Here is a 14,389-nt window from a genome sequence, read left to right on the forward strand (position 1 = left end):
TGCGAGGGGATTAGATATTTTTCCGAATCCGGCTCAGGGATGATGCGGTAATCCCTAAATAGGATGCTAACATGGCTAATGGAACACGATTGGCCAAACCAGGGTAAAGCTTTAAGAACAGGAGGTAACGGTCTTTGGCATCGAGATTCATCATGGTATTTGCCGTTTTTAGCTTACTTTCCACTACAAAACCATAAAGTTTGGCCATTAACAATGGCCAAACTTTAATTTCCTTTTCAAGGAGCGTAAAATTGTCAAAATCAAGGCTCCAGATCTCGGTATCTGTGAGGGATTCTATATAGTCATTGGACGGTGTTCGATCCAAGAAGCTCTGAAGATCTCCAATAAAACGACCTTCATAAATAAAATAACGTGTAAAATCATCGCCTTTACTGTTGTAATAGAGCGAACGGAATACCCCCGATTCCACAAAAGCAATGCTATTGTTTACTTTACCGCAAGCGACAAAATAGCTTGACTTTGGAATATGCTTTTTTTCGAATGCCTGTCGAATTAAGTTCTCTTCTCGTAAATCGAGCTGTCCAAATTTTCGGATGTATTCCAGTAATTGCTCCATGTTATCTGTATATTACTTCGCTAAGTTAATCAATTCTTCACGTTGAGGTCCTGTTGAAAGATACTTTATGGGAACTTGTAATTCTTCTTCTAAAAAGGAGATAAATGCACCCAAGGTTTCTGGAAGTAACTTTGCCTGCTTGATATTAGAGAAATCGGTATTCCAACCTTTTAAATATTTCCAGATCGGTTTAATTTCTTGTTCAGCGGATTGGGGAAATGCTAAGGAAATTTTTTGTTCATCTATTTCATAATGTGTACAGACGGGGATGGCAGCCATTTCGTTTAAGATGTCGGCTTTCGTAAGAACAAGCTGAGTGACTCCATTTAACATGATGGCATATTTTAATGCTGGAAGATCCAGCCAGCCGACACGACGGGGACGCTTGGTATTGGAACCGAATTCAGCGCCTTTTTCCCGTAAATCATTGGCAGCTTGTCCTGTGATCTCGGTTGGGAAAATGCCATTACCCACACGGGTGCAATAGGCTTTTGTAACGCCATATATTTTGTCCACCAGTTTAGGCGACACGCCCAAGCTTACACAGGCTGCGGAGGCAATCGTATTTGATGAGGTCACATAAGGATAACTTCCATGGTCGATGTCAAGCAGGGTTGCCTGCGCACCTTCTGCCAATATCTTCTTGCCATCTCGGATTGCCTTGTTCAGAAAGATTTCAGTATCTATAATTGGCACTTGTTTTAAAGAAGCGCATCCTTGAATAAAATCTTGGTAAAGCTCTTCGAATGCAGGCATTTTTTGTCCGAGAAGCTGTAGTTCATTGTATTGACGATTTAAAATTTGATATACGTCCGTATTAAAACTATCCGAGTGAATATCACCAACACGAAGGTTCTGTCTTAGTATTTTATTGGAATAGCTTGGCGCAATTCCATTTTTGGTCGTTCCTATCGTGCGATACAATGGAGACTGTTCCATATAGATATCCCAATAGCGATGGGTAGGTAAAACGAGATGCGCTTTTTGGGATATCAAAATCCTATTGAAGAGATCTTGATCTGGCATAATGTGCGCTAGTTCTTCAATTTCCGCTTTGAATGCTAATGGGTCAACCACCACACCGGTGCCAATAATGTTTTTGACATGCGACGAAAAAATTCCCGATGGGAGTAGTTTAAGCGTAATTTTGTTACCTTGATAATAAATACTATGTCCGGCATTCGCACCTCCATTAAATCGAGCGATAATGTCATAGTCGCTTCCGATCAGATCAATGAATTTTCCTTTGCCTTCGTCTCCCCATTGGAGCCCAATTAGAATGTCCATATTGCGTTTGTCTTGAATTTATGGTCAAAGCTAGGGCTTGCAAAGCGGAGGACAATTGCCATTTGGCAAAAAGTGCTCCTCATTATCATTTGGCCAGCAGCATTACTGAATTTGAATTGCGCTTAAGCTTGTTTGTGTCCCAACTGTTGTACTTTTTGTAGCCATTTATTCCGTTTAATAGGATCGGAAGTTTTGATAATTCCGATATAGGTGACTTTAACGGGCGATATTCCACAAAATTGAAGGGTGGATCTTTTTAGTTGATTAACACTTGGTCTGCCGTAAACTAATGCATAATACCAACTTGGTTGATCGAGTGTTGTAATAATCCGGGCAGATTTTCCTTTTAGCAATTTGTCCCAAAAAAGAGAATTTTCGCGGTATTGAAAGGCCTGTCCAGGTAAAAATAGTCTATCGATAAAGCCCTTCATCAAGGCAGGAAGACCGCCCCACCAAACGGGATGTATCCAGACCAAATGATCGGCCCATAAGATGTCTTCCCAGGCAAGAAGTAGGTCCCGCTCAAGTTCTGTTCGTTTACGATAACCAAATTCAAGGTTTGGATTGAAGTCCAGGTCAATAATATGGATTGTTCGTACTGTAGCTCCGGACGCTACCGCAGCTTCTTGATAAGCATTTGCAATGCCAAAATTGAAGGATTCCCGATTCGGGTGACCATTGATAATAAGTATTTTTTTTCGCATGATGTCGTATTACATTACAAAAATACCGATAGAGCCACCGTCTTTATAGGACAAATGTCTAAAAAGAAATTTCGCTGCGAATACGACTTAAATGACGTTGTGTGATGCCTAAATAGGAAGCAAGATATTGTAAAGGAAGCTGTTGGATAAACTCAGGATGATCTTTGAGCAAATTGGCATAACGTTGTGATGCGGTTTCTTTTTGCAGTTGAAAGACGCGTTTTTCAAGCTCAAGATATTGTTCCTCGGCAATCATTTTAAGGTACTTTGTCCATTTTAGGCTATTTGTAGCGCGTGTATCAATGGTGTTTTTTTTGATCGTCCATAGTTCGGCAGGGGTGATGGCCTGCATGGTCTCCTTACTCGGCCCGCCGGTAATAAAGGAGGAGTAGGCCGCTATCCAAGTATTGGGAAAGCGGAAACAATAGGTAATATCTTCCTTGTTTGCACTGCTATAATAAGAACGGAAGATCCCTGATTGTATAAATGCAACCTCATGACAAGGTTGATTCTCTTTAACAAAAAAGTCGTTTTTGTTCAGCTTTCTGTATTCAAAAAGCTGAACAATCTGATTGATCTCTTCTTCCTCAAACAGACGCAAAGACCGAAAATATGCTGCTATCATGAAGTCCAAACTTAGAAAAATTGCGGTGTTCATGCAAAATAAATTCGATGTGATTCAATCGACGCTATGTTTAGTTTGCCGATTGAGCAATAGGTAGATTTTTAATTCGCATCGATTAGAATTGCCAATTGCAGGCACATTTGATCGGAGCGATTGCTCCATGCATGATTCGTGCCACGCTGGATGACAATATCGCCGGCCTGTAAAAGCGTTTCTTCTGTGTCTGTAATCAAGTAAATCTCCCCTGAAAGAATAACGATGTAATCTAAACTTGCTGTCTGATGCATGAGGGGATGAGGGATGCCAATCGCTGTTTCTATACCAAGTTCCCGATCGGGTGGGATCTGTACATAGCGGAAGTACGTGCCATTTTTGATGACTTGGGGTATAGCAGTGTTTTCTATGGGATGCTCTTTCTCAAACTTGGCCGGCATTTGACTGGTTTGCCAGATATCGGAAATAACGAGATTGGGATAGTGCTCCGATACATTATCGACCAATGCATCCGCTTCGATAAAGGATTTGCCGCCACGTATGCCTGTCACGATTCGTCTAGGTATAGTTCTCATTGATTTTGTATAATTAATTTATTGCCTTGAGTCTGGTTGTTTTTCAACATTAGATGCCCTTTTTCTATTGTTTCGGGGCTCAGTTTACCAATAAGATAAATAGGGGCGGATTGAATAATTTCTTGCTCAATATTGTGTCTGATCCGATCCAGCCCATTTTTGAAATAGGGATAATTTAGTTTTTGCGCGTGGATAAAGTTGGATATATTGATGATCTGAGCGGCCGAACTAAATAGTTGGTCTCTTGCTGCCGCGGTCGTAAAATGTGTGATGTCGATATAAGTTCCATAGGGCTTTAATACTGCGGCGGCAACTTCCGAGAGCTGCTGACCCACCGCATCGATAGCGACATCAATACCCTGCTGTTTACTTCTACGCTTGATTATTTCCGTTAAATTCTCTTTTCGATAATTGATGATGCTGTCTTTTTGCAGTCCTAGTTGGTGTAATTTTTCAATACTGCTCATACTTCCTGCAGTTGCCACGATATTTTTAATGCCGTTAGCCAGGAGTAATTTTAATACAAAAAGACCCACGCCCCCGGACGCGCCGGTTAGGAAAATATGGTCTTGCGGATTAATTGTTGCTCTGTCGAAAACCTGTAATGCGGTGATACCAGCGGTAGGAAGTGCTGCTGCTTGCTCAAAAGAAATATTTTTTGGTTTAGGGGCAACGAGGCCGGCTGGTAAATGAATGTATGCTGCATAGGTCCCGTTGCTGCCCATGCTACCACAGGCAAAAAACACAGCATCTCCAATTGTATATTCACTTACTTCTGAACCTTTATCTGTAATAATTCCTGCCCCTTCTCTACCCAGTATGGGGGAATATAAATAACGCCGTTCAAATTCATTTTCACGCATCTGGTAGTCTATGGGATTAATTGCGGAAGCTATTATTTTAATTTTCACCTCGTTGGGCTTCATTTGAGGAAGAGTAACTTCGGCATTTATCAATTGATTGTCTTGATCTAATATAACAGCGTTCATAACTCTATCTATTTTAAGGGATGAAAAATCAAATTGAAAATAATTTACGCTGCATCCATAGATTTTACATCTTATATAGTTGTTATGACAAATCTACCTTTCCTTTGCTATATATTTGTTGGTAGTTAACAAGTGGTAACTAGTTGTTAGAAATCAATATGGGACAAGTTTTTGACGGAAATCAAATGCGGGAGGCGAGTTGTACAGAAGAATTGCGCGCTATGCGTGACGCGCTGGATATTTTGGGTGGAAAATGGAAATTGATGATATTACGTTATTTGGCTAATCGGGAGTCGCAGGAAATCCATTTCAAAAAAATGGAACGGGAGATTCAGGGAATTTCTGCAAAAGTGTTGACGAAAGAACTTCGAGACCTTGAATTAAACTTGTTAGTCGCCCGCCAGCCAAGTGAAGACCCCGTAAAAGTGTTTTATAAAATTACGGCCTATGGTAAAAGTGTGTTCCCCGTCACCGAATCTTTGGTCAGTTGGGGTTTGGAATACCGAGAGAAAGTGAAACAGGAACTCGCTGTACTAGCGAAATAACAATTTATTCCGATTGACGAATTACCTTTTTGATCAGTGAAATCTGACCAAGGTGATAATAGCTATGTTCGATTACAGCTTCGATATTTCTGAGGTAAGATCCATACTTTTTATCAATAAATGGCTGGTCGAAGAGGTTTTCTTCAAATTGGGCAATGCTGTTGGCAAATGTGGCTGCGTTTTTTAGGAATCGATCTACGAGTGTATCCCAGTCTGCTTTGGATCGGATAGGCGGGATATCAAAGCTATACTTATCGTTGATTTCCAATTTTCCGTGTTTAAATGCCATCAGTAACCCCTCGAGGTAATAATTGATATGATAGGTTAGGGCAGCGATGGAATTCAGATCATTTATTTTGATTATGGCTTGTTTCCAGGTCGTGTTCAATAGTTGTTCCTGATAGTTGGTGTTGGCAATCCAACGTCCATTCAAAAAAACTTCGCGAAGTCTGTCTGCAAGAAATATACGTCTTTCCATTTTGTGTTAAAATTTTCCAATGATTAGTTTTTTCCTGCCTTTTTGCCATTATTTACCCGTTATAGCTATAGGAAGAATTAGTATTGATTTTCTAATTCCAATTTACATACAATTTTCCTATTCTTCATCTTTGGTTAATCTCTTGTTAATAAGACTTTCCTTTTTTTGTATAAAGTCATTGTTACCAAGATATCATGTTTGCACTAACCGGAAAAGATCTAAGAAATATTTGGGACCAATTTGTGGCAGAGGAGTGTGAAGAATCATTTTATACGTTATATAAACATTATTACCACTATCTCTCTTATTTGGGGCTAAAAAAGAAAATGTCGGTACAGCGTGTTCAGGATAGCGTGAATGATGTGTTTCTACATCTATGGGAGAAAAAGTCTAGCAATCGTCAGATACGTAATCATCATAATTATATTATTACGGTTTTCTTTCAAAAACTTTTCCGCAAGGAATCACTGAAGCTGACAGATTTGGATTTTGTGGAAGAAATCCATGATCCGTCAATCCATCACTCTGTTGAAGACCAACATATCCGTGCGGTAACAATAAATACCGTAACACAGTTGGTTGCAGAGCATATGGAGCAATTAGGGACAAAACAACGACTGGTGATTTACCAACGATTTTTTTTGGATCTTTCTTATCAGGAAATCGCTGATGCCAATCAGGTTTCGATCCATACGATCTATAATACCATCTATAAATCACTAGAAAAAATAAAAAATAATCTTTCTAGTGAACAAGAAATCTTCCTTAAAGTTGCCGTAGGGCTACTTTCTTCATTTTTGTTGATTTTTTCTTAAAAACGAGTAGTGAAAAAATGACCCTGTCCACTCTATTGTATAAATTACGATTAGAGTAGTATGAACGAACTTAATTTGAAAGCGTTATTATTGGACGAATCTTTTGTGAACTATTGTAAGGGAACAAATAAAGAGGATATCGAAAAATGGGAAAAATGGTTACAAAAATATCCTGAACATAAAGCGTCCATCGCGGAGTTGCAGGAAACCATTGTGGCAATGGGACATTATGCGGGCGAACTATCCGTTCAAACAAACTATGAGCGTTTGCAGTCTCAAATAAAAAAGCGCGCTAACCAGCACAGCTTCATAGAAATTGGTACGGCTGTCTGGTTAAAAATTGCGGCGCTCCTAGTCGTTGTTGGCGCTATCTCACTGTTTCTATTTAAACAACAGCTTGCTGAAGAACAGCCAAAAAACGTACAGCATATCGGTGCTCCGGGAAAGGATGATGCCTTATTGACATTAAAAGATGGCTCCGTTGTTTCCTTAGCTGATATAAAGAATGGAAGTGTTGTTGCACTTCAGGGCGGGGTAGAAATACAAAAGAACAACGATGGTGAATTGGTGTATAAGGCTGTTGAAAAGGAACGGATCGCCAGTACAGCAATGAATAAAATTGCGACGAATAGGGGAAATCAATATCAAATTATATTGCCAGATGGATCGAAAGCTTTCCTCAATGCAAATTCAACCCTGACATATCCTTTGAAATTTAGTGAAAACGAACGGCATGTCCATATGACCGGAGAGGTTTACTTTGAAATTGCAAAAATTGAGACGGAAATGGGAGGGGGAAAACGAATTCCTTTTTACGTGGAGACAGCAAATCAAAAAATAGAGGTACTTGGTACGCATTTCAATGTCAACGCATATGATGACGAACCTTATACAACAACAACTTTATTGGAGGGAAGTGTACGCGTTAGTTCGAAAAAAAGAAATGAATCGGTGCTCTTAAAACCAGGGCAGCGGGCCTTGTTAAATGAAGCCCTGCGTGTAGAAAATGTGGATATTTCTCAGGAAGTAGCTTGGATAAATGGTGACTTTGTTTTTAAAGGAGAGGAGTTAGTAAGTCTGCTGCGTAAAGTTTCAAGGTGGTACAACGTGGATGTAACATGTCCTGAACGACTTGAAAAGCTGAAATTTGATGGTATGGTATCGCGTTCTCAACCGCTATCTACCATTATTGATATGTTGCAAACAACAGGAAAAGTAAAATTAACGCTAAATGGAAGGAGGCTTATTGTGATAGATTGACCTATCTAATTTTTACGATAAGCCGGATAAAAAACAACCAAAGGTGCTGGTAACACCTTTGGTCAATGTGTTAAGCTTATCGATCATGTTGCGATTCAATGATCATCAAATAATATTAACAACAACAAATATATGAGTTTTTATCAATGCATGCGTGTTATGAAAATCACCATGGTATTTTTAACTTGTTTGTTGGTGAAAGTCAGTGCGTTTACTTACGGTCAACGTATTACACTTAACAAACAAAATAGTCATATCCCAGCTATATTAAAAGAAATAAGGCAGCAGAGCGGTTATGACTTTTTTTACGATAATGGGCTCTTTAATCGAGCAAAACCCGTTAATGTCAATCTAAACAATGCAACTGTTGAAGAAGCATTGAATATATGTTTTGCAGGACAACCGTTCGGTTATGTTGTGAAAAATAAACTGGTTGTTGTTACGGCGCTTCAGACTGCGCTGGAAAAGCCCGCCGATGTATTGCAGCAGCGCTTGGCTGGTCGAGTCATTGATCAACAGACAAAAAGGACATTGGCCAGTGTTTCAATCCGTGTTAAAGGGACATCTGGAGGAACGAATTCTGATGCAAATGGAAACTTTTCGCTATCGATTTCTAAAATTCCTACTGTTCTCGTTCTTTCCTATCTGGGCTATCAGACCAAGGAAATTGAAATTAATGATGTGAAGGAAAACCTTGTCATTGGGTTGAACCCTCTTGCTACAGCATTGGAAGAGGTCACCGTTCAGGCAAGGCGTAAAATGAACACTGAAACGGCCGTGCTGGAAGAACGTAAACGCGCTTCTATTGTACAGGATGCTATTTCGGCCGAATTGATTGAGCGTACGGCCAGTATCACGACTACACAGGCATTACAACGCGTTACTGGTGTTACGGTGACTGATGATAAATATGTTGCGATAAGAGGGCTAGGTGATCGATCTGTGATCGGTCAGTTGAATGGCGTAAGATTGGCTTCTTCTGATCCTGACCGTAGTGCCATCCCGTTGGATCTCGTTCCGGCTTCTTTATTGGATAATATTACCGTTTATAAAACAGTAACACCAGACAAACCTGCTGATGCTGCTTCGGGTATCGTTGAGCTCAAAACGAAATCTGTGCCTGAGAAAATGACATTTGAGCTTATCGCTCAAACGGGGCTCAATTCGAACATTGGTTTGGGGGGAAATTACAACAGCTTTTGGAACAGTGAGATGGGATTATTGGGAACACGAATCAATAAGAAAGACCTTTCCTCGGATTTTCTAAATCTTGCAACGCAATATCCCAATGGATTAAGTTCTATCCAGGATATGATCGCCAATAGCAACTATAGTCCTTCAGGATACCAAGAAGTAAACCGGGTTAATACGATTATGAAAGGGTTTGATCCCGTTATGACGACTCGATACCGCCGTGCGCCCATGAACCAACTTTACTCGGCAACATTCGGTAATAGTTATGATGTTTTTGGAAAACACAAACTGGGACTTGTCGTCGGAGGAAATTATTATAGAAGAACCGCTGATATTTATCAGGGCGAACTGACCCAGTATAGCATCTATCAAGGGGTAGTGACTGGTAACCCTGATATTTTTAGTTTTAGGAATATCCCTAATTATATTACACCGAATAGTCTTTTTATGGGGAAGTATCAAACTTATCGTGAAAATACAGGAACCGAAACACTAAACTATGGTACACTTGTAGGGGTCACCTACCGCTTTAATCCACAGCATGAGGTCAGTATGCAATATTTGGGAAGCTGGGGAGGAGAGTCTATCGCAACAAATTTGAATGGGCGCTATGAGTATTCGGGCTTGCCTGGCGAAGTCAGAAGTACTATTCATTCGCTTAAACAGACTTTCCGTAATCTGAATACCTTTAACCTACAGGGCGAACATAAATTTTTGAAAAATGAGCTCTCGCCTCGTTTAAGTTATAATGTTGCAACGTCAAAGTCCACGCAGAATGACCCGGATTTTAGATTTGCAAGTCTTGTAGACTACAAACCTCGGGGTGGAGGATGGTATCGACGTCCCATTATAGGTGAGCAGGCTCATTTTGATGACTATGTATATGCTGAACATCTCTATGCACTTACATCGGGCTATGTAAACGGATTTGGAAATTATGGCATTATTCAAGCTGAACCTAATGGTCGGAGATGGCGGAATTTGAACGAAGATAATTTTAATGCAAAAGCTGATCTGAGTTTTCCTTTCAGGCTATTGGGTGAAAAGCAGTTGTTTAAAACGGGGTTCAATTATTTATTTAGGGATCGTAAATTTACAGAAAACCAGCTGTTTCTGCCAGGTTCAAATTTTACGGGCAATAAGGCCATTCCTTTGTATGACGTCCAAGGCAATTTAGACCGTTTGGTAAGCAATGAAATTGTAGGTGTTGTATTACCAAAAGCGGGACAGGGTGAAGGTATGATGCCAGTAGGTGGATTTCTATACAATAGCCAAAAATCGCCAAATAACTACAAGGGTTATTTTGAAACCAATGCATTATATGGTATGCTGGATCTCAAGATTGCTGAACGATTCCGCATGGCTGGAGGAGTTCGGTTTGAGATGACAAATATTGGTTCGGCAGTGGATACTGCTAATGTATTTTTAGACCCTGCACTGACCGCAACATCTCCAGATGGTACACGCATTCCACTGGATCCGATTAATCCCAATTCTGTCTATAAAACAAAATATAAACCATTCTATTCTGTCAATGCAACCTATACGTTGAATGACAACATGAATTTTCGTGGGGCCTTCAACACGACCCTGGCTAGACCTGAATTGCGTGAGATTACCAATGTATTTGAATTTGATGCCTTTCAAATGGGCTTAGTGGTTGGTAATCCCAATTTGAAAAACCAATATACCCAAAATGCGGATTTTCGTTGGGAATGGTTTCCTGCTAAAGGAGAGGTTATTGCCGTGTCGGCTTTTGGAAAGCGTATAGAAAATCAATTGGTTAAGGTATTTAATCTAAAAACCCAAGGATTAGCTGCTACTTATCCGGAATTTCCAACCATCCAATTTCAGAATGACGGTAATATTGGTAAGGTATGGGGATTGGAATTTGAAGTTGTCAAGAATTTGGGAACCTTATATGATCCTTTAAAAAACTTGTTTTTGGGTACCAATCTTTTATTGGCACAAAGTGAAATTAAAAAATCTGAGGAGCGTTATGAAGCAAATCGTTCACTGGATAGATATACGCCAAAAAATAGTCCGTTGTTTGAACAGGCTCCTTATTCGATTAATGCTTGGTTAAACTATGATAACGACAAATCAGGGACCGATCTCACAGTGACCTTTAATATGGTTGGGGAACGCTTAGTCCAAATTAATCTGACAGGGGAACCGGATCTGTATACACAGCCCGTGCCTTACCTTGATTTTGTTTTTTCCCAAAAGCTCAATAAACGGATCTTGTTTAAAGGCTATGCCAAAAATATAATGAATCCCGCTATTAAAACTGTTTATGCAAATCCGCAAACCGGAGGAAAGTGGTATGGAAATGAGTATATCAACAGAAGTTATAAGCGTGGGGCAGAAATTATGATCGGTTTTACCTATAACTTATTTTAATCTAATGAAAATCAGTATGTTTAAACGTGTGGGGTGTCGGTTTTTTGGTGTTACAGCGTTATGTTTTTTATCCTTTGTTTCTTGTAAAAAGGAAAAACTGGATGTGATTAATGACAATCGTCCTGTAACTGAAAACCGGCCTAATTCAAATACTAGAATTGTTAATCTATCTGACTTCAATCAGGTTATTGCTAATGGCGACAGCTTGACAAGTTTTGTTGTGTTGCATCCGTTAAATCCGGAGAATCATAAATATCCTGGAACGTCATATTTCCCAACAGACGGACGTTTGACAAAGACATGGACAGTTCCACAAGATCTTTTTGATCAGAAAGAAGAGGCAGACCTTACGTTTGCAGCTCGCTTTTATCAGGGTTTTGGTTTGAACCATGATTTTAAAGTCAAGGTTGACAATAGTTATGAGCAACCTAAGGATTATTTTTTGCTTCCTTCCTTAATCATGAATGGTCAACCTGAAGTTGTTGCATTAACGCGGGCTATGACTAGTCCCAGTAAGCCGGACCATTTTAAGATTCGGATTGTTAACCTAGCTGGAGCGATCAAAAACCCTTCCAATGGCATGGGCGGTGCACAGGAGAATCTCGTTGGTGCAATATCGTTAGCTTATGCTGATGGTACTTTGGTTGATCAAAAAACGAATGATATTTCTGTCGCACGTCGCAATTCAGACTATATTGAACTGCCCTATGGGACCTATCAGTTTAAAATATTGCTAGCAGATGGTAGACCCCTTCCTTCTTTGGGCTCAGGGCGGTTTGAGTATGGGCTCATTGATTTACCGACTTCCACCATTCCAAAAGATTATGCAAAGTCTACTAATTTTGCTTATGCTCCGATTCAGGATTTCCAACCTGGTGGTGTTTATACGATCGTAGTCACCCCGCAGCGATTTAGTTATTTCTCAAATGAAATGAACGAAACAGCTGAGGCCTATCAAAATTCGTTTCAGATTATCACAGACATTGCAGCGCAGGTTAATCAAAGTTACTTGAGGATACAAGGTGTAAATGCATATAAGGATCAATCGATAGGGTTTAGGGTCGATGGAAAGGTTATTGCCAGCGGTATCGGATTTGGAAAAGGAAGCAATTATAGTGTGTTTACCCAGAAGCAATATGATATAGAGGCTATAGATGCAACTGGAAACGTACTGGCGACAATAAAACAGGAATTGCGGAGCAATCAAAATTATACGTTATGGCTCTATCCTGACCTAAATGGAAAGGCTCAGTTGCTTCTCATTTCCAATGATCTGAGTGGTACACTCCCTTTACCGGCTGAAGACGATGGGACATACAGTCGGCTAGCTTTTAAATTCTTCTTCTTTAATCGCTTTTTAAATCTATCGACAAGCAATCCTTATATCACCTTTACACTGCCTAACGGACAGCCTTTCGGGAACAGCGGCAATGTAAATCTGCAACCTGGGATCCCTTCGATTAATATGCCTTATACCAATGTAAATATGATGACGAATCCCTATGCAATAATGGCGTATCGTTCTAAACCAGATGTAATACCGGGTGTCTGGGCCGACGATATTGACGTATTGCAATCGACGGAGTTTATAGCAAATAAATCGCTGTATACAATCATTGGAAGGCCTCTACCAGCATTTGAGCCAGGAATTTATACTGTAGCGTTGATTGGAAAAAGTGGTTCGGGATCGTCCGATAAAGAAAAAGCGCGAATGATCATTATCAAACATAATAAATAATGAAAAAGCAAAATATATCAAATCGTATTTGGCTAGTGGCCATTTTCATACTATCGCTTGCTTCCTGTACGAAAATTGAATATACACAGATTGCCGAGCCGGCTTATCTACGTGTTTTTAATAATGTCAATTACGTACAGACTATGGGTAGCAAGGATGATAAAGTACCCTATTTCTGCATGCTTATCAATCCGAAAATAGGATCTGATGGAAAATTTACAGGAGCTGAAATTATAGGTGATTTCTTGGATAAAAGAGATCCTTATGCTCCCCCATATCCTTCGCACATCGGGAACAGTACAGACCCAAGCAATCCCGAATATCCAGGAAAGGAAAATGTTCTAGTCGGTCCTATTTTAAACGGATTTGACTTAAGTAGCTGGGCTCAGGTACCCTCAGGCGAGATAAGGGTCGTATTTGCGTATCGTCCAAAAAATACGGTACCCTTCTTTGAATTGGAAGATCGTTTGAAAAATGACATTCTGATCGATACGGTGATCAATCTTCAAAGCAAAGAAGTTTATACACTCCATCTTTTGCAAAGGGATTTTATAAAGAAGGATCATGGAATCTTATTGAGACATGAAAATTTCTATAAGCTTCCATTATCAGATTCATTGGTGTACGTAAACTTTTACAATATGAGTGCAAAAGGGTTCTGGGAAGCTGATGCAAGCTTAAAAGATGATGATTATCGGTTGAAAAGCTTCAAAAATGGCGTCAAAGATGAAATGAATGTGTTTTTGTCACTTTATGAAAGTCAGGAAGAGCTTAGCCATTATGCTGCGAAAGTAAATGGTTACCAAGGGCGTTTTTTGACAACCATTAAACGTAATACAAGTTCAAATGAAGTGAATGCATATGCAAGTTTTCCGTTATGGGCGAGTAGTAAATCCAACGGTATCCGCACAGCTATTTGGCAACGATTTGACTTTTTTACACTTGGAATGGATCCCGTCACGAATCCATTTTATGATAGTGATACAAATACAGGTAGCAACTGGGCTGTACTTAATTGTCTCCTGAACGGAAAAGTAGGATTGACCAGTAATGAAAACGGAACACTGCTTCCAAATTTGTTGGTCAATGTACATTCGGGAAAGGATAATCCACGCACTTTCGCAACGGTCAATACGATCGAAATTGTCAATGGTCGCGTCTACCTAACTACCATACAACGAAAATATGCTCCACCTATTTACTAA

At 39.8% G+C, this 14,389-nt stretch carries 13 protein-coding genes; 6 read left to right on the top strand and 7 right to left on the bottom strand.

Going from position 1 to position 14,389, the window contains the following annotated elements; all coding sequences use genetic code 11:
- Positions 1–10: 10 nt before the first annotated feature.
- The 6 genes from K2F45_RS05840 to K2F45_RS05865 all read right to left on the bottom strand — a co-directional run bounded on the left by K2F45_RS05840 (position 11) and on the right by K2F45_RS05865 (position 4,751).
- Positions 11–577, bottom strand: a complete 567-nt coding sequence (locus tag K2F45_RS05840) for a Crp/Fnr family transcriptional regulator (RefSeq protein WP_088160474.1) — start codon at positions 575–577, stop codon at positions 11–13.
- A 12-nt stretch (positions 578–589) separates the two neighbouring features.
- Positions 590–1,864 carry an adenylosuccinate synthase gene (locus K2F45_RS05845; RefSeq protein ID WP_248933110.1) on the bottom strand — a complete coding sequence of 425 codons (1,275 nt, stop codon included), beginning with the start codon at positions 1,862–1,864 and terminating at the stop codon, positions 590–592.
- A 122-nt stretch (positions 1,865–1,986) separates the two neighbouring features.
- Positions 1,987–2,568 carry an NAD(P)H-dependent oxidoreductase gene (locus K2F45_RS05850; RefSeq protein WP_248933112.1) on the bottom strand — a complete coding sequence of 194 codons (582 nt, stop codon included), beginning with the start codon at positions 2,566–2,568 and terminating at the stop codon, positions 1,987–1,989.
- A gap of 58 nt (positions 2,569–2,626) precedes the next feature.
- Positions 2,627–3,193 carry a Crp/Fnr family transcriptional regulator gene (locus K2F45_RS05855; RefSeq protein WP_248933113.1) on the bottom strand — a complete coding sequence of 189 codons (567 nt, stop codon included), beginning with the start codon at positions 3,191–3,193 and terminating at the stop codon, positions 2,627–2,629.
- Positions 3,194–3,294: 101 nt separating this feature from the next.
- Positions 3,295–3,762, bottom strand: a complete 468-nt coding sequence (locus tag K2F45_RS05860; protein WP_248933114.1) for a cupin domain-containing protein — start codon at positions 3,760–3,762, stop codon at positions 3,295–3,297.
- Entirely contained in the window at positions 3,759–4,751 is a 993-nt protein-coding gene (locus K2F45_RS05865) for a quinone oxidoreductase family protein (RefSeq protein WP_248933115.1), read from the bottom strand. The genes K2F45_RS05860 and K2F45_RS05865 overlap by 4 nt, the downstream gene beginning before the upstream one ends.
- Before the next feature lie 158 nt (positions 4,752–4,909).
- Here K2F45_RS05865 and K2F45_RS05870 point away from each other — a divergent pair, with 158 nt between their 5' ends.
- On the top strand, positions 4,910–5,296 hold the full coding sequence (locus K2F45_RS05870; RefSeq protein ID WP_248933116.1) for a winged helix-turn-helix transcriptional regulator: 387 nt from the start codon (positions 4,910–4,912) through the stop codon (positions 5,294–5,296).
- A 4-nt stretch (positions 5,297–5,300) separates the two neighbouring features.
- Here K2F45_RS05870 and K2F45_RS05875 read toward each other — a convergent pair whose 3' ends face one another.
- A complete protein-coding gene (locus K2F45_RS05875; protein WP_248933117.1) occupies positions 5,301–5,774 on the bottom strand; it encodes a DinB family protein in 474 nt (157 codons plus the stop codon).
- Positions 5,775–5,968: 194 nt separating this feature from the next.
- On the opposite strand from K2F45_RS05875, the gene K2F45_RS05880 reads away from it, so the two are divergent.
- The 5 genes from K2F45_RS05880 (at position 5,969) to K2F45_RS05900 (ending at position 14,389) form a co-directional block, all read left to right on the top strand.
- Positions 5,969–6,589, top strand: coding sequence for an RNA polymerase sigma factor (locus K2F45_RS05880; RefSeq protein WP_248933118.1), 621 nt, complete (start codon positions 5,969–5,971; stop codon positions 6,587–6,589).
- Between the two features lie 60 nt (positions 6,590–6,649).
- Positions 6,650–7,849 carry a FecR domain-containing protein gene (locus tag K2F45_RS05885; RefSeq protein ID WP_248933119.1) on the top strand — a complete coding sequence of 400 codons (1,200 nt, stop codon included), beginning with the start codon at positions 6,650–6,652 and terminating at the stop codon, positions 7,847–7,849.
- A 132-nt stretch (positions 7,850–7,981) separates the two neighbouring features.
- Positions 7,982–11,446 carry a carboxypeptidase-like regulatory domain-containing protein gene (locus K2F45_RS05890; RefSeq protein WP_248933120.1) on the top strand — a complete coding sequence of 1,155 codons (3,465 nt, stop codon included), beginning with the start codon at positions 7,982–7,984 and terminating at the stop codon, positions 11,444–11,446.
- A gap of 4 nt (positions 11,447–11,450) precedes the next feature.
- Positions 11,451–13,184: a DUF4397 domain-containing protein gene (locus K2F45_RS05895; protein ID WP_248933121.1), complete on the top strand. Its 1,734-nt coding sequence runs from the start codon at positions 11,451–11,453 to the stop codon at positions 13,182–13,184.
- Positions 13,184–14,389: a hypothetical protein gene (locus K2F45_RS05900; RefSeq protein WP_075991347.1), complete on the top strand. Its 1,206-nt coding sequence runs from the start codon at positions 13,184–13,186 to the stop codon at positions 14,387–14,389. The genes K2F45_RS05895 and K2F45_RS05900 overlap by 1 nt, the downstream gene beginning before the upstream one ends.

The sequence above is a fragment of the Sphingobacterium siyangense genome (genome assembly GCF_023277505.1).
GTDB classification, from domain to species: domain Bacteria; phylum Bacteroidota; class Bacteroidia; order Sphingobacteriales; family Sphingobacteriaceae; genus Sphingobacterium; species Sphingobacterium siyangense.